This window comes from Solidesulfovibrio sp. DCME, from assembly GCF_049995385.1.
Taxonomy (GTDB): Bacteria; Desulfobacterota; Desulfovibrionia; order Desulfovibrionales; family Desulfovibrionaceae; genus Solidesulfovibrio.
Genome location: NZ_CP188261.1, coordinates 2419451 through 2444957, shown reverse-complemented (window position 1 = coordinate 2444957; position 25507 = coordinate 2419451). Strand labels below are relative to the sequence as shown.

General features: G+C 56.9%; 26 protein-coding genes and 1 pseudogene. 11 read left to right on the top strand and 16 right to left on the bottom strand.

Going from position 1 to position 25507, the window contains the following annotated elements; genetic code table 11:
• Positions 1–21 precede the first annotated feature (21 nt).
• The 12 genes from ACP59X_RS10475 to ACP59X_RS10420 all read right to left on the bottom strand — a co-directional run bounded on the left by ACP59X_RS10475 (position 22) and on the right by ACP59X_RS10420 (position 13033).
• Positions 22–339, bottom strand: a complete 318-nt coding sequence (locus tag ACP59X_RS10475) for a hypothetical protein (protein WP_428569065.1) — start codon at positions 337–339, stop codon at positions 22–24.
• A 3-nt stretch (positions 340–342) separates the two neighbouring features.
• Entirely contained in the window at positions 343–690 is a 348-nt protein-coding gene (locus tag ACP59X_RS10470) for a hypothetical protein (protein ID WP_428569062.1), read from the bottom strand.
• A 110-nt stretch (positions 691–800) separates the two neighbouring features.
• Positions 801–1523, bottom strand: coding sequence for an STAS domain-containing protein (locus ACP59X_RS10465; RefSeq protein ID WP_428569059.1), 723 nt, complete (start codon positions 1521–1523; stop codon positions 801–803).
• A 52-nt stretch (positions 1524–1575) separates the two neighbouring features.
• A complete protein-coding gene (locus tag ACP59X_RS10460) occupies positions 1576–3582 on the bottom strand; it encodes an ATP-binding protein (protein WP_428569055.1) in 2007 nt (668 codons plus the stop codon).
• Between the two features lie 3 nt (positions 3583–3585).
• Positions 3586–4845 (bottom strand): ABC transporter substrate-binding protein, encoded by a 1260-nt coding sequence (locus ACP59X_RS10455; protein ID WP_428569050.1) that lies wholly within the window; start codon positions 4843–4845, stop codon positions 3586–3588.
• Between the two features lie 156 nt (positions 4846–5001).
• Positions 5002–5724: a 4Fe-4S dicluster domain-containing protein gene (locus tag ACP59X_RS10450; protein ID WP_428569045.1), complete on the bottom strand. Its 723-nt coding sequence runs from the start codon at positions 5722–5724 to the stop codon at positions 5002–5004.
• A 12-nt stretch (positions 5725–5736) separates the two neighbouring features.
• The gene (fdnG, locus tag ACP59X_RS10445) at positions 5737–8781 is read right to left on the bottom strand and encodes a formate dehydrogenase-N subunit alpha (protein ID WP_428569042.1); all 3045 of its coding nucleotides are present in this window, start codon (positions 8779–8781) and stop codon (positions 5737–5739) included.
• Positions 8782–8954: 173 nt separating this feature from the next.
• The gene (locus ACP59X_RS10440) at positions 8955–9815 is read right to left on the bottom strand and encodes a transposase (protein WP_428569039.1); all 861 of its coding nucleotides are present in this window, start codon (positions 9813–9815) and stop codon (positions 8955–8957) included.
• A gap of 12 nt (positions 9816–9827) precedes the next feature.
• Entirely contained in the window at positions 9828–10832 is a 1005-nt protein-coding gene (gene moaA, locus ACP59X_RS10435; RefSeq protein WP_428569036.1) for a GTP 3',8-cyclase MoaA, read from the bottom strand.
• A complete protein-coding gene (gene mobA, locus ACP59X_RS10430; RefSeq protein ID WP_428569031.1) occupies positions 10829–11440 on the bottom strand; it encodes a molybdenum cofactor guanylyltransferase in 612 nt (203 codons plus the stop codon). The genes moaA and mobA overlap by 4 nt, the downstream gene beginning before the upstream one ends.
• Positions 11437–12147, bottom strand: a complete 711-nt coding sequence (locus ACP59X_RS10425) for a formate dehydrogenase accessory sulfurtransferase FdhD (protein WP_428569028.1) — start codon at positions 12145–12147, stop codon at positions 11437–11439. The genes mobA and ACP59X_RS10425 overlap by 4 nt, the downstream gene beginning before the upstream one ends.
• 1 nt (position 12148) lies before the next feature.
• Positions 12149–13033, bottom strand: a complete 885-nt coding sequence (locus ACP59X_RS10420) for a formate dehydrogenase accessory protein FdhE (protein WP_428569025.1) — start codon at positions 13031–13033, stop codon at positions 12149–12151.
• Positions 13034–13240: 207 nt separating this feature from the next.
• On the opposite strand from ACP59X_RS10420, the gene ACP59X_RS10415 reads away from it, so the two are divergent.
• Positions 13241–14065: a M48 family metallopeptidase gene (locus tag ACP59X_RS10415; RefSeq protein ID WP_428569021.1), complete on the top strand. Its 825-nt coding sequence runs from the start codon at positions 13241–13243 to the stop codon at positions 14063–14065.
• A 162-nt stretch (positions 14066–14227) separates the two neighbouring features.
• Positions 14228–14662, top strand: a complete 435-nt coding sequence (locus ACP59X_RS10410) for a hypothetical protein (RefSeq protein ID WP_428569018.1) — start codon at positions 14228–14230, stop codon at positions 14660–14662.
• Positions 14663–14736: 74 nt separating this feature from the next.
• Here the strand turns inward: ACP59X_RS10410 and ACP59X_RS10405 are convergent, their stop codons facing one another.
• Entirely contained in the window at positions 14737–15360 is a 624-nt protein-coding gene (locus tag ACP59X_RS10405; RefSeq protein ID WP_428569850.1) for a DUF2238 domain-containing protein, read from the bottom strand.
• 1233 nt (positions 15361–16593) lie between these two features.
• Positions 16594–17340 (bottom strand): annotated as a pseudogene (locus ACP59X_RS10400) (replicative DNA helicase); the annotation flags it as partial.
• Here ACP59X_RS10400 and ACP59X_RS10395 point away from each other — a divergent pair.
• The 3 genes from ACP59X_RS10395 (at position 17310) to ACP59X_RS10385 (ending at position 18941) form a co-directional block, all read left to right on the top strand.
• On the top strand, positions 17310–17573 hold the full coding sequence (locus tag ACP59X_RS10395) for a type II toxin-antitoxin system HicA family toxin (RefSeq protein ID WP_428569015.1): 264 nt from the start codon (positions 17310–17312) through the stop codon (positions 17571–17573). The pseudogene ACP59X_RS10400 and the gene ACP59X_RS10395 overlap by 31 nt on opposite strands.
• A gap of 9 nt (positions 17574–17582) precedes the next feature.
• Positions 17583–17969 carry a type II toxin-antitoxin system HicB family antitoxin gene (locus ACP59X_RS10390; protein ID WP_428569012.1) on the top strand — a complete coding sequence of 129 codons (387 nt, stop codon included), beginning with the start codon at positions 17583–17585 and terminating at the stop codon, positions 17967–17969.
• A gap of 585 nt (positions 17970–18554) precedes the next feature.
• A complete protein-coding gene (locus tag ACP59X_RS10385; protein WP_428569009.1) occupies positions 18555–18941 on the top strand; it encodes a hypothetical protein in 387 nt (128 codons plus the stop codon).
• Positions 18942–18990: 49 nt separating this feature from the next.
• Here the strand turns inward: ACP59X_RS10385 and ACP59X_RS10380 are convergent, their stop codons facing one another.
• Both ACP59X_RS10380 and ACP59X_RS10375 read right to left on the bottom strand, forming a co-directional pair.
• The gene (locus ACP59X_RS10380) at positions 18991–19593 is read right to left on the bottom strand and encodes a PDDEXK family nuclease (protein WP_428569006.1); all 603 of its coding nucleotides are present in this window, start codon (positions 19591–19593) and stop codon (positions 18991–18993) included.
• Positions 19594–19700: 107 nt separating this feature from the next.
• Entirely contained in the window at positions 19701–20285 is a 585-nt protein-coding gene (locus ACP59X_RS10375; protein WP_428569002.1) for a hypothetical protein, read from the bottom strand.
• 223 nt (positions 20286–20508) lie between these two features.
• Between ACP59X_RS10375 and ACP59X_RS10370 the strand changes: the two genes are divergently transcribed.
• The 6 genes from ACP59X_RS10370 (at position 20509) to ACP59X_RS10345 (ending at position 25476) form a co-directional block, all read left to right on the top strand.
• Entirely contained in the window at positions 20509–21330 is an 822-nt protein-coding gene (locus tag ACP59X_RS10370) for a recombinase family protein (protein WP_428568999.1), read from the top strand.
• Between the two features lie 365 nt (positions 21331–21695).
• On the top strand, positions 21696–22448 hold the full coding sequence (locus tag ACP59X_RS10365) for a hypothetical protein (RefSeq protein WP_428568995.1): 753 nt from the start codon (positions 21696–21698) through the stop codon (positions 22446–22448).
• Positions 22449–22459: 11 nt separating this feature from the next.
• Positions 22460–22759, top strand: coding sequence for a hypothetical protein (locus tag ACP59X_RS10360; protein ID WP_428568992.1), 300 nt, complete (start codon positions 22460–22462; stop codon positions 22757–22759).
• Positions 22743–23060: a hypothetical protein gene (locus tag ACP59X_RS10355; protein WP_428568989.1), complete on the top strand. Its 318-nt coding sequence runs from the start codon at positions 22743–22745 to the stop codon at positions 23058–23060. Before ACP59X_RS10360 ends, ACP59X_RS10355 begins: the two co-directional genes overlap by 17 nt.
• Before the next feature lie 80 nt (positions 23061–23140).
• Positions 23141–24058 carry a hypothetical protein gene (locus ACP59X_RS10350; protein WP_428568986.1) on the top strand — a complete coding sequence of 306 codons (918 nt, stop codon included), beginning with the start codon at positions 23141–23143 and terminating at the stop codon, positions 24056–24058.
• Positions 24059–24180: 122 nt separating this feature from the next.
• On the top strand, positions 24181–25476 hold the full coding sequence (locus ACP59X_RS10345) for a hypothetical protein (RefSeq protein WP_428568983.1): 1296 nt from the start codon (positions 24181–24183) through the stop codon (positions 25474–25476).
• Positions 25477–25507 lie beyond the last annotated feature (31 nt).

The window sequence follows — 25507 nt, the reverse complement described above, 5'->3', positions numbered from 1 at the left end:
TTGCGCGGCCGAGGGTTGGGCCTAGCCGCCCTCGGTCACGCGGGTGACGTTGAGTTGGGTTTCGTCGCCGACCTTCTTGGACACCGAACCCTCGATGCGGCAGTCGGCGTCCTTCTTGCCCAGGGCAAAAAGCTGCTCGATGATGTCCTTTGCCGTGACGTCGTCGCAGATCATGTAGGATTTCTTGTCCTTGCCCTCGAAGGACAGGCAGATCGTCTCGGTTTTGGGGTACTGGTAGACGCCCGTGACCCGGCCGGCCAGGTTCACGGCCTCGCCGGCCTGGGCCGCGGCCCCGCAACAGACAAGCGTCAGGGCCATGGCCCGCAGAAAAGCTCGCATCCGTCAAACCTCCGTGACGCGATCCGGCGGCTCGCCGCCGGAAAATCCGTCGCCGCCGCCTCCCCGGCCCGCCATGGCGGCCAGGTGCAACAACCACAGCACCAAGGCAATGGCGGCGACGTGATAAATGACGTCCTGGCGCGACAGCCACGTCAGGATGTCGCGAAGCCGGCCGTCGGGCAAGGCGAAAAGCGCGCGCACCACGGCGTTGGGCAAAACGTCGCCCAAGGGCCAGTCAAGCCACAGCCCATCGCGCCAGGCCACGAACACCTTCATGCCGAGCAGGCAGTACAGCGCCGCCAGGCTGCAATAAAAACAGCCCCGGCCCACGAGGTCGCGTCGGGTTGCCATGAAACCGCCGGTTCCGGTCGTTGTTTCGCGGTGTGCGAGTATAAGGGGGCCGGGCCGGCCTGTAAACGCCCGACAGCGGCCTTTCCGCGCCGCCGGCCGCCCTGGGCGCCCTAAACCGAGGCAAGATAGGCCATGGCCTCGCGGCGGCCGGCGAAACGCGGTGCCCGGCCGGTGACGCCGAGGCGGTCCAGGACCATGGCGAAATTGTCCGACAGGCCGCACAGGGCCACGGGCCGGCCGCCGCCCCGGGAATCCTCGGCCGCCTGGGCCACGAGGTCGAGGCCCGCGCCGTTGATGGAGGCGTCGGGGCTGAAGGCGAACAGAAGCTTGCGGGCCTCGTCGGCCTGGCGCACCGCCCGGTACAGGTAGGGCTCCGAGGCCGCCGTGAGGCTGCCGGCAATGGCGATGACGGCCACGTCGCCGTCGTGTTCCACGGCGATGGCGTCCTTGCCGCCGGTGTCGGCGGCCTGCTCCAGGCGGGCGTTGGCCCGTTCCAGGGCGGCCTCCAGGGCTTCGCGGCGGATGGGCTTGTCGATGAAGTCCGTGGCCCGCAGCCCAAGGGCCGTCAGGGCCAGGTCCACGTCGCCGTGGCCGGTGATGACCACGACTTCGGTTTCGGGGCTGGCTTCCTTGATGGCCCGCAGCACGGCCAGGCCGTCCATGCCGGGCATCTTGATGTCGGTGAGCACGATGGGCGGCCGCGCTTGGGCGAAAAGGGCCAACCCATCCTCGCCGCTGGCAGCCGTCAGGACCATATAGCCATAGGCCCCGAGAAAAAGTTCGAACATCTGGAGGGTGGGCCGTTCGTCGTCAATCACCAAAATCGTACGCATGCCTTGCTCCCGCCTATACCGATGCCCTTGTGGCCGCGACCCGGGGGCGGCGTCAAGCCCCTTGGGGGGCACCGTCGCGCGCGACCGGGAAAGTCAGCCGGAAAACACAGCCGCCCCCAGGGGCGTCGTCGACAAGAATGTCACCACCGTAATCCTTGACAATGCCGTAGGTGATGGCCAGCCCCAGCCCCATGCCCTGACCGGCCTGCTTGGTGGTGAAAAACGGCTCGAAGATCTTGTGGCGCACGTGTTCGGGAATGCCGCAGCCGTTGTCGGCGACGGACGCCGTCACGCGGCCCTCCTCCATGCGCGTGGCGATGGCGATGGCCCGGCCCCTGGCGGCACTGTCGGGACAGGCGGCGCCAAGCAGGGCGTCGCGGGCGTTGACCACCAGATTGAAGAAGACCTGTTCCAACCGGTTGGCGTGGGCCTTTATGGGCGAAAGCGCGCCGAGGTCCAGGCGCACGGCGATGTCCTGAAGGGACAGGTCGTGGCCGATGATGGCGAACACGCCCCGGATGGGATCGTTGAGGTCGACATTTTCCATCTGCGGCTGGGATTTGCGGCCGAAATCGCGCAGATGGGCGATAATGGCCGCCGCCCGGTCGACCTGGGCGCTGATCTGGGCCGTGACGGCGGCCAGGTTGTCGGCCGGGGGGAGCTTGCCGCCCTCGGTGACCAGGCGCAGGTAGTCGCTGCCGAGCTTGATGGCGTTTAAGGGCTGGTTGAGCTCGTGGGCGATGCCGGCGGACATCTCGCCCAGGGTCTTCATCTTGCTCGCCTGGATGAGCTGGGCGTCCTTTTCCACCAGTTCGGTGACGTCGGTGGCCGAGACGATGACCGCGTCGCGCCCCCGGTAGGCGATGCGGCAGGCGTGGAGGTTGACGTAGAGCGGCGCGCCGCCCTTCTTGACATGGCGCAGCTTGGGGAACAGCACCCGGTCAGGGGCGTCGCGGTCGCTCAAATAGGCGGTCACGCCCACCGCCCCCGCCCCCGGCTCCAGGTCGCCGACGGCCCGGCCGAGCAGTTCCTTGCGGGCATAGCCGTAGACGTCCTCGGCCTGGGAGTTGGCGTCCAGGATGCGGCCGTTGGCGGCATCGACCACGAAGACCGGATCGGGGTTGCTGTCGAACAGCGAACGGTATTTCTCCTCGGATTCCCGCAGCCGCCGCCGGTAGAGGCGGATGGACCAGATCATGTTGCCGAACGATTCGGCCAGTTGGGCGACTTCGTCCCCGCCGCCTGCCTTGCGGTAGAAGCGGCATTCCCGGCAGATCGGGACGTTTTGCGGGTTGGCCCCGCCGGCCTCGGTGCGGCTTTGGTCGAAGTGCCAGCACGGCAGGTCGGTGTCGGCGTAGGCCGGGCAGTCCCGGGGCGCGGTGTCGCGAAGCCCCAGCAGCGCGGCCGGCTCCTCCAGGCTGCCGCGGCTGACGGCGTCAGCCGCCTTGGTCAGCCGGGCGACGGGGCCGGCCACGGCGTTGGACAGGCGCAGGACAATGAGGAACATGACCACGGTCACGGCGGCGATAAACCCCAGAAACGTGGTGCGCAACGTCCCCACCAGGGAATCGATGTGGCTTTTGGACAAGCCCACGTGGACCGCGCCCAGAGTGTAGATGCCCTCGCGCACGGGCACGGCGATGTCGATGGCCCGCTTGTCCTCGAAATCCACCAGCTTGATGCTCGAATCGGCGCCGTCGGGCAAGGGGTTGGCCTGGCTGAGCTCGCCGGGAAAGGGCCGGATGAAGGTGTTGGCCAGAATGCGGCCCTCGCCGTCCTCGATGAAGATGTAGGAGACGAGGATGCGCCGCTCGCCGAGCTGGGCGGCGTCGAAGACGAGGCTGACCAGGTTGGCCCGGTCCTTGTCCAGGATGTAGCCGCCGGCCCGTTCGGACAGGCTCTGACCGATGGCCACGCCGCGCTGTTCGAGTTCCCGGTTGAGGCTCGTGACGAGAATCCAGCGGGCCAAAAGGGCAATGACGGCGCTGACCAGCAGCACCACGGCCATGGCGCCACCGAACATCTTGAGCTTGAGGCTGACCCGGCGATGGGCGAACATGGGCTAATTCACCCCGGCTTTGTCGGCCGCGCCGCCAACGGCCCGGCGCAGGTCCGGCCAGTCCGTGACCAGATGGAAGGCGCCCTGCTCCAGGCGGGTGAAATAGACCCGTTCCAGGCCCTGGTGGCGGTCCCGGGCGAAACTCACCGGGCTGGCGATGCCCACGGAAAAGTCCTGGATGGATTCGATAGCGTCCAGGAAGCCCTCGCGCGTGAGCTCCCGGCCGCAGCGGCGCAGCCCCTCCACCAGGACCTTGGCGTTGATGAAGCCTTCCAGGCCGACCAGGTTGGGCCGCTGCTCGGGGAAATACCGGGCCGTGAGCGTCGCGTATTCCACCACGCCCGACAGCGGGGTTTCCGATTCCGGCAGTCCCGGCGGCGGCACCACCTGGGACATCAAAAGCGGCGTGCCGTCGTCCGGCCCCAGGATGCGGGCGATCTCGTCGGCGCCGACAAAGGACACGGCGTAGAAAAGCCCGTCGTAGCCCTTGGCCCGGGCCAACCGGATGGCCTTGGCGCAGGGGCCGGCCGTGCCGATCATGACGATGGCCCGAGGATTGGCCTCGAGGATGCGGGCAATGCCCTCCTCCACGTCCATGGTCCCCCGGATGTACGTCCCTCGGGCCACCGGGGCCAGGCCATGGGATTTGAGGGCCATCTCCGTGCCGCGCAACCCGTCGAAGCCATAGGCGTCGTACTGGTAGAAAACGGCCACCCGGTCGAGGCCCAGGTCCGTGACCATGTGGTTCACGGCCGCGGCGGTCTCCTGGTAATACGAGGGCCGGATGTTGACGATGACGCGCCGAAAGGGCGTGCGCAGGGCGTCGGCGCCGGTGAAGCTGCCCACCAGCGGCACCTTGGCCTCTTCCAGCATGGGGATGATTTTGACCGTGGTCGGCGTGCCGACGTAGCTGAACAGGCAAAACACCCGGTCCTCGACGATGAGGCGCTGGGTGTTGGCCACGCAGCGCGGCGGGTCGTAGCCGTCGTCCAGGGCCAGGACCTTGATCCTGCGCCCGGCCACGCCGCCGGCGTCGTTGACGGCGTTCAAATAGGCCAGGGCCCCGAAAAGCGTCTGCTGGCCCAGGTAGCTGGCATGGCCGGTCAGGGGCAGCGACGAGCCCACCACGACCAGGTCGTCGGCCACGCCCGGCACGTGCGCCGCCTGCTCCTCCCTGGAGGGGGCGCCCGAACAGGCGGAAAGGCCCAGGGCCAGGGCCAGGAAAACGGCCGCGAACCGGGATGGCAAGATGCGTGCTGTCATGGCACAGGGAGATACCAGATCGGGTTATCCGGTCAACCGTAGCCCGGGCCGGCGGCAACCGGCCGGCCCGGGAGGCCGTGGCAGCGGCCTCCCGAGGCGGGCGGCAGGGAACCTCGCGTCGCGGCCCGCGCCCGGGCGCGGGCCGCGACAACCGCGCTAGCCGAAAGCCCGCAACGGCCGCAGGACCTTGGCGAACAGGGCCTTGCGGGTCAGCGGGCGCGGGCCGGCCTCGCCGAACTGGACGTATTTGTAGTAGGCGCTCGGCGGCTGCGGGCACAAAAACACGCAGCGCACCGACTCGGCGTCCACCAGTTCGGCCTTGGGGTGCGCGGGCTTGAGCTTGGCCAAGCGCGCCTTGGCCAGCTCCAGCATTTCCTCGCGGTCACCGAAGTTCATGGTGCCGGTCGGGCAGGTCTTGACGCACGACGGCAGCAGGCCGGCCTGGACCCGGTCGTTGCACATGTCGCATTTGTACATGCGCTTGGTGGCCGCATCGACCCGGGGGATGTCGTAGGGGCAGGCCTCGCGCACGGCCTCGGCGTTGAGCCCCGTGCACTTGTCGGTGAAAACCACCGCCCCGGTCTGCGGATCCTGGACGATGGCGTCTTTGACCTCGGAATCGCCCACCATCTTGCAGGGGGCGTCCAGGCAATGCCGGCACTGGTCCGGGAAGAACAGCCAGTGGAACTTCCCGGCAATAGTGGTTTCGGTGAAGCGCACGACCTTGAGCGTCTGCCAGGACAGGTCGGGCGGGTTCTGGTGGGAGCCGGTGTTCTCGGTTTGCTCCACGGGCTTGTTCTTCCACTGCTTGCAGGCCACCTGGCAGCCGCGGCAGCCGGTGCAGCGCGACAGGTCCACGAAGAAGGTCTTTCCGTTCATGGCATCGCTCCTTTAGGCCTTGCGCACATTGACCATGAAGGCCTTGGTCTCGGGGATGCCCGTGTTGGGATCGCCGACCGAGGGGCACAGGATGTTGGCCGAATCGCCGCCCTGCTTGGGCCAGGTCCAGCCGAAGTGCCAGGGCACGCCCACCTGGTGGATGGTCTGGCCCATGACCGTGAAGGGTTTCACGCGCTCGGTGACGATGGCCTTGGCCCACAGCGAACCGCGCGTGCTTTCGAGGATGACCTTCTCGCCGTTTTTGATGCCGCGCATGGAAGCCAGTTCGGGGCTCATCTCGCAGAACATCTGGGGCTCGGCCTCGAGCAGCCAGGGCGAGTTGCGGGTCATGACGCCCGTCTGCCAGTGCTCGGTCACCCGGTAGGTGGAGCACACGAAGGGATAGCGCGGGTCGCAGGCGGCGTGGACTTCGGTTGGGCCCTCGAACTTCAGGGCCGTGGGGTTGCTCAGCTGCTTGGAGAAGGGATGCTCGCCCACCGGGCATTCCAGGGGCTCGTAGTATTCGGGGAAGGGCCCGTCGTTGCGGCCGGGGCCAAACAGCTGGCCCATGCCTTCGGTTTGCATGATAAACGGGTACTTGCCCAGCTTCGAATCGGCCATGGGCGGCCAGGGGCCGTCGGGCACGTCGCCCACCCATTTGCCGTCCTTCCACTCGATGACGGCCTTTTGCGGCTGGTAGGGCTTGCCCTGGGGATCGACCGAGGCCCGGTTGTAGAGGATGCGCCGGTTGACCGGCCAGGCCCAGCTCCAGCCCGGGTACAGGCCGATATTGGCCTGCATGGGGGTCTGGGTCTTGTCGCGCCGGGCGGCCATGTTCTTGTCGGTGTAGGAGGCGCAGTAGATCCAGTTGCCCGACGAGGTCGAGCCGTCGGTCTGGAGCATGGCGAAGGCCGGCACCGGGTCGCCGGGCTTGAAGGTCTTCTCGGCGTCGCCGACCTTGAGGGTCTTTTCGGTCAAAAAGACGCCGTTGATGCGCTTGGCCACCTTGTGGGGATCGAAGGCGTGACTGGTGGCCACGTCCCAGTCGAGGTTCCTGATGGGATCGGGGAAGGCCCCGTTCTCCTTGGCGTAGAGCTCGCGGATCTTCTCGAAGAGCTCGTAAATGATGTCGCCGTCGGGCTTGGCGTCGCCCAGGGGCTTCTGGGCGGCGTAGCGCCACTGCATCCAGCGCCCGGAGTTGGAGATGGAGCCTTCCTTTTCGAAGGACACGGCGCAGGGCAGGTAGAAGACCTCGGTCTTGACCTTTTTGGGGTCCATGCCCGGGCCCTTCCAGAAGGAGCCGGTCTCGGTCTCGAACATGTTGACCGTGACCATCCAGTCGAGCTTGGTCATGGCCTCGCGGGTCTTGTTGGCGTTGGCGGTGCTGGCGGCCGGGTTCTGGCCCCAGGCGAAAAAGCCCTTAAACGCCCCCTTGTGCATGACGTCGAACAGCGACAGCCAGGAGTAGTCCTTGCCCGGTTCGAGCTTGGGCAGGTAGGCGTAGCCCGTGTCCAGGTCCTGCTTGGGATACATGAACTTGAGGAAGCTGGCCAGGTATTTTGGCCGGTTGCCCCACCAGTTGGCGCTCTGGGGGTCCTTGGTGGCCGGAGTGTTCTTCTCGTTGTATTCGGCCAGGGTCTGCATGGCCGCCGAGGGGGTCGGGATGTAGCCGGGCAGGATGTGGAACAGCAGCCCCTGGTCCGTGGAGCCCTGGACGTTGGCCTCGCCGCGCAGGGCGTTGATGCCGCCGCCGGCCACGCCCATGTTGCCCAAAAGCAGCTGCACGAGGGACATGGCCCGGATGTTCTGCACGCCCACGGTGTGCTGGGTCTGGCCCATGGCGTAGAGCATGGTGCCGGACTTTTCCGGTTTGCCCGTGGCGGCGTAGGTCTGGTAGACGAGCTGGAGGTCGGCCTCGGGGGTGCCGCTGATCTCCGAAACCGCCTTGATGGTGTAACGGTCATAATGCTGGCGCATAAGCTGGAAGACGCAACGGGGATCGCGCAAGGTCGGATCCTTTTTCACGATGCCGTTTTCGTCCTTGTCGAAGCTCCAGCTGGACTTGTCATAGGACCGCTTGGCCGTGTCGTAGCCGGAGAACAGGCCGTCCTTGAATTCGAACTTGTCGCTGACGATAAAGGACGCGTTGGTGTAGTTGACCACGTAGTCCTTGAAATACAAGTTGTTGCTCAGGATATACCGGATGAACCCGCCGAAGAAGGCGATGTCCGAACCCGAGCGCAACCGGGTGAAGATATCGGCGTGGGCCGACGTGCGGGTGTAGCGCGGGTCGACGTGGATGATCTTGGCACCCTTGTCCTTGGCCCGCAGCGCCCACTTGAAGGAAATGGGATGGTTCTCGGCGGCGTTGCTGCCGATGATGAGAATGCAATCCGAATTGGCGAGATCGATCCAGTGGTTCGTCATCGCCCCGCGCCCGAACGACTCTGCCAGAGCCGCTACCGTGGCGCTGTGTCAGATACGGGCCTGATGCTCGATGTAGGCGAGCCCCATGGCCCGGAGCATGGCCTGGTAGATCCAGCATTCCTCGTTGTCCATGGCCGCCGAACCGACCGAGGCGATGCCTTCGCAGCGGTTGACGGTGCGGCCCTTGGCGTCCTTGGTCACGAAGCTGGCGTCGCGCGCCTCCTTGACCTTGCGGGCGATGCGGTCCAGCGCCCAGTCCCAGCTTTTTTCCTCCCAGTTCTCGGCGTAGGGGGCGCGGTAGAGCACCTTGGTGATACGGCGGTCGTTTTTGCCGAGCTGGAAGTGGGAGGCCCCCTTGGGGCACAGCGAGCCCTCGCTGATGGGATGGTCCGGGTCGCCCTCGATGTTGACCACCCGGCCCTCGCCGTTGCCGTCGGTGCTGGCGATCAGGCCGCAGCCCACGGAACAGTAGCAGCACACCGAGGTGGTCTGTTTGGTGAATTTGAGCTTGTCGGCCTGGCCCTGCGCCTGGGCATGCGCCGGCCCGAGGTCGAAGCCGAGCCCGCCGAAGGCGGCCACGGCCGTGGTCGCGCCCGCGATCTTGAGGAACGCTCGCCGGTTCCATTCCATATTTCCGTCTCCTTCGCCGCGAGGCTTGCCGCTTTCCCCGTCGCCACGAACCGGGCTTCGGGTCGGTTCTCTCTTATGCTAATTTTAGCATAAGTTAAAAATAACATAGACTTCCGCAATGAGAGTCACTCATTACCTAAAAAACAGGCCAGTCGCGGTCAAAGAAAAATCGATTAGTCAAGATCTGGCACGAACGCGCAGATATTGGAGAGGAGAATCGGCAGGATATCGCTGTCCTTCTGGTTGTGGCGGAACTCCAGTTCCTTGAGGTACAGCGGAAATTTCCGGGCCGTGACCCCGTGGAATCGGACCAGCCGTTCCCGGGCGTAGGCCCAGAAGCCTTCCTGACGGGGTTCCACGGCCGGCATGCGGCCCGAGACCTCGACCAAACGCCGCGAGAGCACCTCCGAACCGCAGGTCACCAGCGTCTGGTAACTCTGGTAGCGGTCGGAATAAACGATGGCCCCCAGGCGGGACAGCGGCAGGGAAAAGTGGAGGTTGAAGTGGAGGATGTCCTCGGGGGTCATGTCGGGCAGGTAGTCCACGAAGACCATGTCGCCCCGCTCCAGGATGCCGAAGACGGGCACGTCGGCCAGGGGGGCGTCGGCCGGCACCGGGCGCAGGGTCTTGCCGGAAAACCCGAGCTCCCGGCCCAGGCGGCCGCGCAGGATGGCCAGGCCGTCGAAGCTCGCGGCCAAAATGGCCAGGCGCACGATGGTCGCCGCCTTGTAGGCGGTGTTGTAGGCCACGGACAGGGCGGCAGCCATGGCGTGGGAAGTCTCCTTGGCGGCGAACAGTTCCAGCAGCCGCAGCCACTGGCGCGGCGTCAGGCCGGCCAGGCCGGCGAAACGACCGGACAAGGAGTGAAAGGTGTAGCGGCACACGGCGCAGCGCACCCGGCCCTCGGCCAGGGCGTAGACCTTTTGCGCGGCGCAGCGCGGACAGACCGGCCGGCCGCACGGCCAGCACTGCCGCTCGATCAGGCGCCTGGCGCTGGCGTCGGTCCTGGCATGGCGGGCAATGTCCAGGGACATGGCGAAACCACCTCAGCCGCCGATGGCCGACATGTCCCGGGACTCGGGCGCGGCCCCGGGGTCGAGGACTTCGTAGCCCAGCGGCTTGTCGCGAAGGGCCATGGCGATCACCCGGCGCACCATGGGCAACCCGAGCTTGGGGTTGCGCAAAAGCGGCCGCAGCTTGAACTCGCGCTCGGAAAACAGGCAGGTGCGCAGCTTGCCGTCGGCGGTGATGCGCAGCCGGTTGCAGGTGTCGCAGAAGTGCTCGCTTAAGGGCGAGATCACGCCGAAACGGCCCAAGCCGCCGGCAATGCGGTACATCTTGGCCGGCCCGCCCGTGTCGTGCACGTTCTTGTCGGGCACGAGGTCGGCCATGCGCTGGGCCAGGGCCAGCACATCCTTGGCGGTGATGTAGTTTTCGGGCTTCCAGAGGTTGCCGTCGCCCATGGGCATGAATTCGATGAAGCGCACGTCCAGGGGCGCTTCGGCGGCCAGGCGGACGAAATCGGCGATCTCGTCGGTGTTGATGCCGCGCAGGGCCACGGCGTTGACCTTGACCCGCAGCCCGGCGGCCAGGCTTTCGTCGATGGCCCGGCGCACGGCGGCCAGATGGTCGCCGCCGGTGACCCGGGCGTATTTTTCGCGGTCGAGCGTGTCGCAGGAGATGTTGATGGCCGAGACGCCCAGTTCGGCCAGAAGCGCCGGCTTTCCGGCCAGCATGGTGGCGTTGGTGGTGATGCGCAAGTCGAGCTCGGGATAGCGGCCCAGGATGGATTCAATAAACACCATCAGGTCGCGGCGGGCAAACGGCTCGCCGCCGGTCAGGCGCAGCTTGGCGATGCCCAGTTCCCGGCCCAGCGACACGAGGTCGAGCATCTCCTCGTAGCGCAGGATGTTTTTGTGGGGAATAAACGGCACCCGGTCCTTGGGCCGGCAGTACATGCAGGCGAGGTTGCAGCGGTCGGTCACGGAAAGGCGCAGGTAACTGACCTCCCGGCCGCGGCCGTCGCGAAGGCGCGTGGAATTCTCGGTCATGACCCGGTCTCCATGCCCCGGGCCAGCACCAGGTCCGGCGGCGAATTGACGTTGAAAAAGGGCCGCGCCATGTTCTGGTCGGCCCGATTGTAGTCGATGTAGCAGCGAAGCGGCTCGGGAAAGATGCCGGACAGCCGCCGCTCGCCCCGGGCGAGGCACTCGCGCAAAAGCGGCACGCCGGCCGGATCGTAGACGGCGACCAGCGATTCGACGTAGCCGGTCTCGACAATGCGGAACGTCGTCATCAGCGCCCCGTCCGGGCGCTTTCGCCAGGCCGCCACCAGGCGGTGGAGGGTCGCTTCATCCAGAAACGGCAGGTCACAGGACACCACCAGGCAGGACCGGCCCGTGGCTTCGAGCACGGTCACGATGCCGCCGGCCGGGCCGAGCCCTGGCGTTTGGTCGGCCAGCCACGGCGCGTCGATGCCGAAGGCGGCGGGATCGCGCCCCGAGACGAAAAGCTCGCCGACCACGCCACGCACCACGGCCGCCACCCGGCACAGCAGCGGCTGGCCGAAAAAGGACAGCCAGGCCTTGTCCCGGCCCATGCGGCTCGATTTGCCGCCGGCCAGGATCACGCCCAGGGGGGTCGCGCCGGCTGCGCTCACGCCGCCACCCGCCCGGCGGCGTCGGCGAACACGGTAAAGCGCCCTTCGGCGTCCCGGGCAAATCCCACCAGCGTCACATCGGCGGCCAGGGCCGCCTCCACGGCCGCGGCGGTCACGGCCGAGCGGCTCACCACCAGGCGAAACCCGGCCCGAAGCGCCTTTTCCATCATCGAGGCCGTCACCCGGCACGACAGGAACAGGACCAGTTCGGACAGGACGATGCCCTGGCGCACGGCCAGGCCGGCCAGCCGGTCCAGGCAGTTGTGGCGGCCGATGTCCTCGGCTCGGGCCTGGAAATCCCCGGCGGCCGGATCGTAGAGGCCGGCCCGGTGGTAGCAGCCCGTCCCGTCCCACAGCCCCGGCGCGGCGATGAACCGCGTCACCAGCCCCAGCAGCTCGTCGGCGGCCAGGGAACCGGGCAGGGCCGGATCGGCCGGACGCCTGGTGTCGGGCGCCACCCCCAGGTCGACGCAAAGCCCCTCGGCCCGGCGCACCACCGGCACCAGGCCGGGGGGCAGCATGTCCAGGGCGGCGTGGCCGAGGGCCAGGCCCTCGGGATCGATGGGCGCGGCGAAAAGCTCCCGCTCGCCGTACCCTTCCAGGCGCAGGCGGACCCGGGTTTCGATGGCCACGGCATCGGCCGCCCCGGTCAGGACGCCGCCGCGGTAACGCCGGCAGGCCACGGTGCGCGTGAGGGGGGCGCCCATGCTAGAAGCCCCAGGCGGACAGCACCGGCCGATTGTAGCCCTGGTTGCAGGCGGCCAGATCCAGGGTCAGGGATTCCAGGTCATCCAGGACCGGCAGGCTCGGCCGGTCCAGCTCCCGGAAGTCCGTGGTCTTGATGTAGTTGTTGCAGCGCAGGCACACGTGCACGGCATAGCCCGGCTCGTCGGGGGCGGTGAAGACTTCCAGGTAGTTGTGGTCCTCCTCGCCGCAGTAGGGGCACAGCAGCCGCTTGGCCCGGTATTCGAGCTGGCAAAACGAGCAGGTCAGGTGCCGGGCCCCGACCTTGCCCACCAGCCGGGCCATGAGCGGCGGGCTGGCGCAGACCGGGCAGTGGCCGAAGTTCCAGGTCCGGTTTTCCGGAAACCGGGCGTAGACGGCCTCGGCCACGGCGGCCAGGCGCGGCGCGAGGCTGGCCTGGACGAGGAAATTGAACAGCCTCGGGGCGTCGGGGGTTTTCTCGCCAAAAGCGGCGAAATAGGCGTCGTCGCCGTCCAGGTAGCGGCCGAAGGCCCGGGGCAGCTCGATATCGCCGCTGGCGGGCGCCGCGGCGACAGTGGCCATGGCCGCGGCCAGGTGCGGTTCGCTGACCCGGACGAGGTGGGCGAGTTCGCTAAAAAGCGCTTCGCTGCGGGCCACATCCAAGGGAAAGGCGTGCCTGGGCAGCATGGGCGCGCCGCGCAATACGCGCTCGATGTCCGTGAGTTCCACATCGTCCAGGCGCACCCGTTCGGCGGCCCGGGCGGCGAGCTGGGCCCGGGCCGTGCCGGCCACGAGCTCCAGCATGGCTGCCGGCAGCACGGTCTTGCGGGCGATGTCGGCCAGTTTCTTTTCCAGCAGGCGGCTGGCCGCCGCGGCATCAAAGGGCATGGATTCTCCTTGTCGCCCCGGCGCAAAGGGCAGGCGTCGCCGGGGCCACGGTGACAGTATGGTGTCGAGGCCGGGGAAGGCAAGAGGGCGCGGCGAAGCAGACTCGGCCACGGCTGGCGGGTCAGCCCACTTTCGTCGCGGCTTGTCAGCAAAAAACACCGCGGCCCCGGCTGGTGCGCCGGCCTGCTCTCGGCTACAGTCGGCAGCATGCGACACCGCCTCGCCCGCCTGCTCGTCCCGGTTGCCCTGCTGTTCGTTGCGGCCTGCGATTCGGCCCCCTACACCGAGCGCCGCCAGCTCATCGTCATCCCCCAACGCCAGGAACGGGCCATGGGCGAACGGGCCGCCCGGGACATCCTGCGCACGGCCCGCCTGTCGGGCAACGCGGCCCAGAACGCGGCCGTGGCCCGGGTGGGCCGGCGCATCGCCGCGGCGAGCCAGGCACCGGATATGGACTGGGAATTTCACGTCCTCGACGACGACCGCACGGCCAACGCCTTCTGCCTGCCCGGCGGCAAGGTCTTCGTTTATAGCGGCCTGTTCGCCGTGGCCCGCGACGACGACGCCCTGGCCACGGTCCTGGCCCACGAAGTGGCCCACGCCCTGGCCCGCCACGGCGCCGAACGGGCGACCCTGGAGCTCGGGGCCCAGCTTGGCGGGGCCATCCTGCAACTGGCCATGGGCGACGAGGACCCGCGCCTGGCCGCAATCGCCGCGCGCATCTGGGGGTATGGCAGCAACCTCGGTGTGGTCCTCCCGTACGGGCGCAAGCAGGAATACGAAGCCGACGCCATCGGGCTGCGGCTCATGGACAAGGCCGGCTACGACCTGGAGGGCGCGGTCCGCTTCTGGGAGGCCATGCGCCGGGCCGACGCGCCCAAACCCCTATGGGCGTTTGTGTCCACCCACCCGGCCGACGACAGCCGGCTGGAAAAAATCCGCCGCGACATCCGCGAGATACGGGCGGCCAAGCGCCGGCCGCCCGGCGCGGAACTGCCGTCCGCCACGCCTTCCGGCGGCCTTGGTGGTTGATAGGGGCGGCAAAAAGCCTTATATGCATTCTATCCCGTGAAACCAATAACGTTGCGTTGCGTCTCGCGGGAGGGGAAACCACGGCGTTTCCCCGGCCATGCATCCTGATCGTCCTCCGCAGACACCCTTGTAAACGGCCCAGGCCGCCAGGGAGAAACGATCATGCCAGCCGAAGACATCCAGCGCTGCCCCGGTTGCGGCATCGAGTTCAAGGCCTCCGATATCGTCGGCAGGCAGGCCTGCCCGGTTTGCGACCGCCCCTTCGTGGCCGCCTTCAACCCGGTGCGGGCCAACGGCCCCCTCCAGGGGATTTTCACGGCGAGCGCCTTCCAGGAGCCGGAGACCGGCCGTCTGGTGCGCATCAACCTGGCTTGGCTGTGGACGCTTTTGTTCGGCTGCTTCTATTTCGCCGCCAAGGGCGCCCGGGGCCTGGCCTGGGCCAGCTTCTTCGCCACCGTGTTCACGGCCGGCCTGGCCTGGTTCATCTACCCGTTTTTCGCCGCCCGTCTGTTGCGCCGCCACTACCTGCTCGCGGGCTGGCTGCCCGTGTCCACCCCCGCCGCATCCGAGGGCGAACCGGATGCGCTGCCGTCGTGACGGGCCGAGCGGATTGCGCGGCCTTCGTGACGAGGCGGGCCGCACGCGCTGCCGTCGTGACGGGCCGGAAGCGGTCAGGCGGCGGTCGAGGCGCGGCCGGCCGCCTCCCCAGAGGCGAGGCATTGCCTCAGGACGAACACCGCCAGGGCGAACACCGCGCCCAAGGTATCGGCCAGCATGTCCTTCTGGGCGTCCCAGGGATCGCCCTGGCTGCCCAGAAACTCCACCCCGGCCTCCCCGCCCTCGACGACGGCATAGCCCCATTCGATGATCTCGTAAGCGCAGGCCACGGCCATGATGGCGGTCAGCCCGAAAAGGACCACCACGACGGGGTGGGCCAGACGTTTTCGCGTGAGCAGTTCCGCCAGGGCAAAGGCGTAGAACCCCACGGAAAAATGGGCGATGCGGTCGAAGTGGTTGCGCGAGAAACCGAAAAGGTCGGTCACGAAGCCGAAAGGCACGTTGGCGAACGTGTAATGGCCGCCGATGGTGTGTAAAAAAAGCCAGACCGCCATCATGGCATAGGCCAGGTTGGTGTACCGGAACCGATGGAAGGTGGCCACCAGGAGCACGAACATGGCCATGACCGGGATGTTTTCCGCCCACCAGACCGGGCGCGAGGCGGGGCTGACAGCCAGCGCCGTGAAAAAGGCCACGAAGACGCCCCCGAGGACTAAGGGGAAGGACCGGTTGCCCATGCCCCCTTCTACCCTGTCCCGGGTCCCTTGACCAGAGCGGTGCGCCGGGAGGCCGCGCCGGCAGCGATGCCGCTGCCCGCAGGGGGCATCGCCGGCTGCCGGGAAGGACCCGCGACCAATGGGGCGGTCAGGCGCTGATTGGTGACATCTGGTCAGCGCGTCACATTGACGGGGAGCGCGGGGGGACAGGCGAGCGATAGGGTCGGGAAGGAATCTCGCCGGGGCTATACCGGGGCTACACTTGGGAAGAAAATAAACAGCGGGTTTCGCCTCGAGACATTCTCGCGCGTAACCCGCTGGTATTATTCTGGTACCGGGAGCGAGACTCGAACTCGCAAGGCCTTGCGACCGGTGGATTTTGAGTCCGTTCAAGCGCGAAAATGGGTCCGGACGGCCCTGTATGCTTGTGACGTAATTATTTAATATTACTTGATAATCATTAAACAGCATCGCACGGCGGGGCGCGTTGACGGAGTTGCGGGCCGGGACTATACCGGGACCATGCCAGCCAGCCGGAAGTGGTGCAAAACCGCGTATCCCGGGGTCCGCTATCGGGAGCATGGTACCCGAAAAAATGGGGCGTCGCCAGACCGCTACTTCGCCATCCGCACCTATTGCGACGGCAGGGAGCGCGAGGAAGGACTTGGCTGGGCCACCGAAGGCTGGACCGCGAAAAAGGCCGCCTCCCTGCTGGCCGACATCAAACAGGCGCAGACCACCGGCACAGGTCCCCAGTCCCTGGCCGAAGTCCGGGAAGCCAACCGCCAGGGCAGGCTGCGCGCCAAGCAACAACAGCGTATCGACAGCGTCGTCGCCATGCCCTTCTGCCTGGCCGCCTTTGACCACTACCTTCCCTGGGCGCGCCGCCACAAATCGAGCTGGCCCGAAGACCTGTCCCGGCTCGAATACCATTTGCTGCCGCTTCTGGGCGATGTTCCCTTGCGCAAGCTCACACGGGCCCACATCGAAGCCATGGTCGAATCCGTGGCCCGGAAAAACCTTGCCCCGGCCACGGTCATGCAATGCCTCGCCTTGGCCCGGCGCATCTGCAACTTCTGCTCCGGGATCATTCTTCATGGGGAACCCCTCCTCCCCGGGCGCAACCCGTGCGAAGGCGTGAAGGTGCGCCGTCCGGACAACGCCCGCCTGCGGTTTCTGACCTATGCGGAAACCGACCGCCTTACCCGAGGAAAAGATACGGTTGAGCAGCTGATACTTGGCCATCTCCAGGGAGAAGATGCCGGTCGGGTGTCCAAGCCCCACGGCATGCTCGGCAAGGGTCAAGGCCAGCGCCGTCTTGCCGTGGCTCGGCCGGGCACCGATGACGATCATTTCGCCTGGCATGAACGAACGGATCAACGCGTTCAGTTTCCAAAACGGCGTGGCTACCCCACCGCCGCCGGATTCCTCCAGCCGTTCAAGATAGTGGGTGTAGGGGTCCAGGAATTCGGCCGGCGACTCGCCATGGGCATCGAGGCGGTCCTTGAGCACGGCATCGGCGGCCAATTGGGCGATACCCACGAACTCGGATGGATCGCGCTCCGGATCGTAGGCGATATCCATCATGCGCATGGCCATATCCAGCATGGCCCGACGTTTGGCCATGGCCCGCACGATGTCGGCGTAGTGCGGGCTGTTGGCGGGCGAGAGGGTGCTCCCCGCCAGTTCGCCCAGGTAGGCCGGCCCACCAATGGCATCAAGACGACCGGCGGCGGTCAACGCCCCGGCCAGGGTGATCAGGTCCACGGGCTTTGAAGCCCGCCACAGACCCAGCATGGCCTCCCAAATCAGTCGGTGCGCAGGGGAGTAAAAATCAGACGCCCACAGTTCCACGCCCAGCTTGTCGAGCAACGACGTTTTGCGCAGCACACCGCCCAGAATCGCCTGTTCCGCATGTAAATTCTGGGGCGGCAGATTGCGCAGGCGGGCGTCTTCCAGGGAGGCCGGCAATGATTCAAATCGCCGTCCGGGTGCGATCATGGCAATGCCCTCTTGACCATACACACTTCAGTGTGTATTTGTGGCTTATGAATAGCGCGGAACTGATTCGGTTGCTTGAAGAGGCTGGATTCAGGCTTGTGAGCATACGCGGCAGCCACCACAAGTACCGCCACCCCGACGGCCGCGTGACCATCGTTCCGCATCCCAAAAAAGATCTGGGCATAGGCTTGATGCGCAAGATCCTGCGCAAAGATGCTAAGCTCATTGAATAGGAGGCAGCCATGTATTTCCCCGCCGCAGTCTTCATCGAGGAAGGCAAGGCTTACGGCGTGACGCTGCCGGACATTCCCGGCTGCAACACCGCTGGCGACACCCTGGAAGAGGCTCTGGCCAACGTTCAGGAGGCTGTCGAACTCATTCTGGAAGACGTTTCCGCGAAAGCTGTTCCCAGCAGCCTGGAACGCTACAAGGACGATCCAGACTACAAGGATGCCGTCTGGGCCTTGGTGAACGTGGATCTCGGGTTCATGGATGAGCGCACGGTCCGGGTGAACATCACAGTTCCCGCCGGAACGCTTGAAGAAATCGATCGCGCCGCCAAGGGGCGGGGTCTCAACCGCTCTGCTTTTTTGGTCCGCGCAGCGCGGCGGGAAATGGCCTGCCCATAAAGTCGGCTCCAAGGCCGCCCATCCGATGTGGCGGTCTGGCAGGTCAAGGACAGGGTGCCTGCCTCCTCTATTTAGAACGAGGTTTTTGAGGCGCGCGGGCCACAAGCCGGGACAGCCCGAATCGGGCTGAAAAGGGGGGGGTGAAAATTGCTGACCGGGACTATACCGGGACTGGAAGGCGGGATCACAAAAAACAGCGGGTCGCCCTTGCCCCTTCGGACAGTTGCAACCCGCTGGTATTATTCTGGTACCGGGAGCGAGACCCGAACCCGCAAATACTGCAATATGCTTATTTAATTGAATAAACACGTCGATAACACACATAAAAATTTGAACCTTCCCGGTTCCTTGTACCCTCGATTTGTACCCTAACAAACCAATAAAATCAGCATAATAATTAAAGCCCAAGTCAAAGATAGTTTTTTTCACGTCAATTATCAACAAACAAATGGATGTTCAAAAAAATCAAAAATATCAAATTGTTACCACTATAAAGTTTTAAATATATCTCTTGACAATCTCCCGAGCGTGGATAAATGGTCGAAAACATTCGACAATATCACTCAATTCGCCCGGAGAAGCACCATGTGTTCAAAGGATAGCATAAGATTACAGGCTCTTATCAGCATTTCACTCAAAGCTATTGATAAAAAAGATTATAGGTTATGTATAGTAGCTTCAAATCATATTTTAAAAATAAACCCTGTTCACACCCAAGCGCTCACTTTAAAGTGCATCGGATTATACCAGTCAGGAAACTACAGACTATCCCTATCAAACCTAAAATACATGCTAAATAATTTTGACCAAAAAGAAGTAACAACACTTGAAAATACTATGAGACAAAATAATATACTACCAGACACAATTCATATCCAGTTAATGGACGAATTGTCAAAAGAGATTAAACGAAAACAATACGTCAAGAATGCTATAAATTTAGGGGAGCTATTTGCAGTATTGCAATTATAATTTCTGTGTTTCGATATTTATATTCGTGAACAACACCCATGAAATGCTTTTATAAAAGCGAAGCTCTACGCGGTAGTTTTCTTGCCTTTGTATTTGTTTTAAAATCATGCTTTTTAGCCATAGAAAATGCCTTAAGTATTGTTGGTGTTTGTGAAAAGTCAATATCAAGAATTTTTCCTAGAAGCATCATATCGAACTCATCGTCGCTAAAACAACCACATCGAGGAACACCATAGGCTGTAATATCAACTTTTAAGCATCGTAAACATTCACACCAACGCCAAACATCTGCATCCATAATTGGAATTGCGTTTTCGCACCCTATCATACGAATTCCATTGTCGGGCGCTAAATTGTAAAAGAAAACTACATCTCCAGCATCATTTGCCCATGCCGCAGCTTTATTTAATTCTGACTCAACAGGTTTCCTTGGTTTAATTTCAAGAAAAAGCTCTATATCGTTCAAAAAGAAATCTGGCATATAAGCATACTCAAAAAAATTGACAGAAACTATTCCTTGATATTTCTCATACTCATAAGAAACACCTAGTAAATCCATAAAAACAGCCCACCTTGCCTCTAATTTAGATTTAAAATGGTAATCTCCATAGCGTGTTTTAATAGATGGCAAATCATAATTTTTATATCTCATTTTACATCTCCATAAATATCATCAAGGTGCCGTCATAAAAACGATGAAACTAAAGTTCCACCAAGACAATCCTAAAGATGGGCACAAACCAACAATCAGCATCAAAACTACTTGCACCACCGATGATTTTCAACATCAAACAAACGTTTAGTATTTCCAACATATCGGACTGAACCAATGTTCTTAATTTTATTTTTACCATACTTTGAAGTATAATACGAGCAGCGGCCACTGAAAAAAATTTTCCAAAAAGAATTTTCAATCTTTAAAAAACCAACATTTGCACGTTGCGCTATTCGTTCAACAGTCACACGAAATGTCTGCTTTTCAACATTAGTTGACTGAAATATATTCTCTTTAACAAGTTCCAAATTAATAAAATCTTCTATTGGAGGATATAAAAGCACGAACGCAAGATGCTTACCGCCAAATGATGACAAGCTATACGTATGAGCTTGCCAAACTGCATCAATAAACTTTGACTCTGGGTCTTTAGATGATGGAGATTTAACTTCAACACCAATATATATAGGCTCAAAGCCATTTTCTATTAAATGATTTTTAGGGTAGATGATAAAGTCAATAATCACTTTTATATTATCTATAGGAAAGACACCTTCTACTTGTTCATGTATAATAAAATCATTAGCCAAAGAAGATACGATTTGCTGATGATAGAAACTCTCATCCACATCAAACCCCTTTTCATACGCAATAAGCTAAATTTGCATATATATTTGTGAATATACCTCTCCGCTGTGGCAAAATCAACATCCAAGACATGATTCACCTTGGTCATTTTCAACGAAATTATTTCACACTATTTAAGTAGTAAAACATATTTTCAATTGACAATGGTTTTAGGACATTTTAAACGTTCGATTACAATGACTCATAACCATTAAGGAGGGAAATATGCCTGAAAACATTAAAGTTTTTGGATATTGTAGAATTTCCACTGACTTACAATCAAACGAAAATCAACGGCCTGAAATTATGAGGTACGCCGAAAGTAAAAATCTGACTGTTAGTGATTGGATTGAGGTGCAAGCAAGCTCACGGCGAAGCATAGCTGACAGAAGAATTTATGAATTATTAAACACACTTAAGAGAAATGACCATCTCATAATTGTGGAAATAAGCCGATTAGGAAGAAGCATCTTTGAAGGTGTTGATATTATAAAACAGCTTAGGGATAGAGGGGTAACAATACATTCCATTCGCGATGCAATCATTACCAGCGGCCAAAACAGCAATGCTCAAGGCGATTTGATTATATCAATGCAATTATACTTTGCACAAACGGAGCGTGATAGAATTCGGGAAAGAACACTGTCTTCCTTGCAAAGAAAAAAAGAAGAGTTAGCTTTGATTGGTGGAAAGTTAGGGCATCCTGACCTTGACAGCCTTCATCGCCAAAACAAAATAAAGAACCGCGAATTTGTTGAAAAAATGCGCCCAATCTTTAACTATTTTTATTCACTTGGGATGCGTCAAGAGAGGATGGTTAGGACACTTAATGCTAATAATGTCAGAAATATACGTGGCAATGCATTCAACTTGAAGCAGGTGCAACGTATTATAAAGTATATGAGCGAAGAAATTGAGGGTGTTGAACGGAACAATAGTTATCAATTCATGACACCACCTCCTGAAATACAATATGTTTACAAAGGATTTCGTGATGAAGAACGTTTAGTGTCTGTACGGGGAGGAATCGGACGTGAAGAGCTATGAAAATAATACTCCATTCAAAATTTCTTGGGCCGGCCAGGATGCCCCGCTGCATGTCTCAAATACTACGTGGTCGACATGCACCACGATTTGCCCATAATCGCCGGGCGCTCATCATCACGACCGGATGCAAGGCCGTATACTGCCCGTAGACGCGTCCAAATCCCAAAGATGACCTGGACTATCCCTTGCCCATCAAACGGGGCTGATTCCGGCATTCTCCCGGAGCCTCTGCTATACCATTTCATAATTTCCCATCGTTCCGGTATGAAAACAATATACCGTGATACCATTTTGTTTACTTCCAGCAAAAGTGAAAAGTTTATTTCTACGAAAATAACAAGTTATGAAAGTGATAGATTTTGCATATGTCACTTTTAGAAGTAAAAATAAAATATCATACCGGAATAAAACATATTTATTATGATTTTATTTTTGATAAAAATCAAGTTTTTGGAGGTAAAAATATGGTAAGCGAGTCTTGTATGGAAATAGATACAATAGAGACACTAACTAACAACATAGATTTGATTGATACAATGCTACTCAATCAATCACTGACAGCTGGTAAAAATAATATATTGATTGTTGATAGCAGGGATTCAGCATTCCACTTAAAAAAAATTTGTTATGATAGTAGTTTTGCAATTCCTGGATATGTTTTGGATGATAAATTTAAAAATATGATGAGAACTGGAATCAATCGTGTGTATCTTTTAGAACACGATATGATGAGTGATTTAGCACTATATTCTATCAATCACGGCATTTCCGTTTCAATCCTAAAAGATATTGATAACAAATCAATTTTACGAATGTCACGCAAAGAAATTGAAAGGAATATATCAAAGGAATCCATATCATATTACAAATACCAGTATCTTAAATGGTGTACTGAAACTAATTTTATTGATTATCCCCACGTTCTTGAAAATAAAATCCGTGATTTATTTAAATCATTAGATTTTTGTGGAATTGAAAATAATGAAATAGAAAGAACACAATTTGACCGATGGTTGCAAGATATGCTGCAATTAACCAATCAATACTATGAGCTATCAATATATCCGCTAGTTAAGTGGTGTTTTGTGACTCAATTAGCCAACCATACAAATATATAAGAGGTGTAATTATGAACAAAATTAAAATGAAACCAAAACGAATAAACAGGACCAGCGTAAATAATAAATTTGCGTTAACGCCATCCGCGCAAGGCGAAATATCACGAACAGTATTATACAACATAAAGTTGAAAAAATTGATACGATTTTTAACCGACTACGGGGAAAAAAGCGGTATGGACTATGAAAGATTGTGTGCATTAGTTGATGCAATTGAAAAGATTATCAATAAAAATAACGAAATAAAAAAGCAAAATAAGGAAAAGAAAGATATGTTAATTGGAGGATACGGGTATGCCAAAAGCAAATAATGATAAATATCGCTTTGACGTGTATTGTCAACGTGAAAATGGATTGTCCTTGATTGCTTTTTGTAAATCAAACGGCGTTAGTGTTAACTCAATGATTAATCACTTGATTGTTAGCTTTTTATTAAATAAAAATAAATACGCATTTAATTTTGTTGATGGCGATGAACAACCAATAAATAATCAACAAAAAAATACACTTCATGTAGAAAATAACGAAAATGATAATGAGAATTTTCCAGACATAATCAAAGAACTATTAGAAAATAAAGATAATGGAGATAATCTTGATTACTCCTTTTAATAGATAATAAAAAAACCCCGGATACGAATACCCGGGGAAACTAGATAATGAAAATGCAGGAGTAGATAACAATATACACAATGTTTTATTTAGATCTAAAATATAAAAGTAAAAGTGACAAACCAAACAATCCCGGTAAATCCATTCCATTTTCGGGGCATCCCAAAAAAGTCCTTGACCGGAAACCCTTGAGATTTTCAACGGTTTTAAGTTATACGACTGATTTTGTTGATATAAATCTGAAGCCGTTGGTGCCTGTACAACCCTTTGGTGAATCCAAGCCTTGTAAAATACAAGGGTTATTTCCAGGTCAAGCCACCGAAAATACTGGAAATAATCAAAACACCATTCAAAATGATGTGCTTTTGATACCCCCTCAAAGTGATGGTTCCGAAATACCCCCTAAAATAACCATTCGTTTTGATGGTCACTTTGGACCATACCAAAAACCATTAACTTTTGACCATATCAATCGTGCATGTCGTTTTGATATGCTGATTATACTATTTGATTTTACCATACTATCCATACCTAGTAATCGTATATATCCAACGTGCTACTTGTTATTTTTTTTGGACGTGTTAAGATGTCCATTCGAGGCTTGGCCCGCAAGTAAACCATTAAGTTTTGATGATATCAAGGGCATATCATCAAGTAACCATATCCAGATGACATCTGATTTGATGGTATCGAAAAATGATAAAAAAATAATAAACTTAATATATGCACCTACTTTTGATAATATATTTAGCAATTTGTCAATGACTAATCATTCGCTATCAATCATTTTCAGCCACTTTTTAATGTTTGGAAATGACAAATTTTATTTGCATATTTTGAGTATATATACATATATCAAATCAAGTATATGTATATATAATATATGGTTTTATGGATTGATAAGTGCGTTAGCACAAAGAGGGGGTTTAAGGGGGATTCGTCCCCCTTTATGTATATATAATAAATTACGTACATATACATATATATGTACAAAATGATGCAAAATAATATGAAATAGAAAGTGCAATTAAAAATATGATTAAAATAACATTACGAAGTATATAAATAAATTAAGGGTAGTTGACTCGGATATCAACTACCCCGACAAGGAGACAATAAGATGATTAACTTAAGTGATGATATAAATGTTTTATTGGGTATTGTCAATAGTGGGTATGACAAAAACCATTTGATTTTAACTGTAGATAAGTTTTCGTCCGTGATTAAAATGACACGCGATGAAATTATCAACATAATATCGCTGTTACAATCAAAAAAAGATATATTTAATTCATCATATGACGATAGAGATTTAATTGTAAATTTTAGAGATTTATATTCTTATGGATTGAAATTCATTATCTCGCGCCGCAATAATTCCATTACATTTACGTTTAGTTCAAAATTTATCCGCGAATATGGTGAAAACCATTATATTCATATCATTCAAAGATTTTTTAATGAAATTAAATTTGAAATAGATGCACGTGAATTACACCAACGATTGGAAGTGGGCTACATTGAAATAGCATTAGATTTCTTTGGGTTATCAATGCGTAATAAGATTAAAGATTTAAGAACAAAAGTGATATCAAATTATATCAAAGAGCGGTCCCCCGAAAAAAAACGTACCATTATTATCAATCGTAAATACGATGGCAAATATAACCATTTAGTTTCAAATGAAAATGATAAAGATACATTTATCCAGTCTTATCTTGAAGCTAACGAACAATCACATATAAAAATATATGACAAATTAACAAATGCTTTTTATGAACGTACAAATGAAAACCATCATTGGATAAAATACTTTTCAAGCGTATTATATGATTTAAGCGATGAAAATTCCATTAAGTTTATGGATGCATATACTAGATTATCAGGTGAAGAAAAAACCATTGTTTTTAACAAAATGATTGAAACACAATCAATCATTCGTTTGGAATACTCAATAAACAATAAAATAATTGAAACGTATGCCAATTACAAAAATAATCCATTAAATCCTGATTATATATTGATTACAAATGCACTTACTAATAAACACCTAATGCTTAAATATCTAATTGAAAATATCTGGAACATAACGTATAGGGACCGAAGTGGTAAATATAAATTACTACCATTATTTAATATGGCATTAGATTTTATAGATAGTTATGAACCAGAAGAAGATAATGGAATAAATCCAGACACGCAAATTGAATTAAGGAAAAATATAATGAAAAGCACTGATTATGCATCAAGAACCCGTGGCTGCATAAAATCAATCATTGAACAAACTAAATACTACGCTTCTCAAGGTGGGAATGTTGATGAAATCATATCAATCATATCTGAAACAAGTGATATTCTAATATCAGGACTAGACGATATATACAGCATAAAATCACAAATCATTGAAATTGGCTAATTAACAATTAACATTGGCGGAAATAACCGAC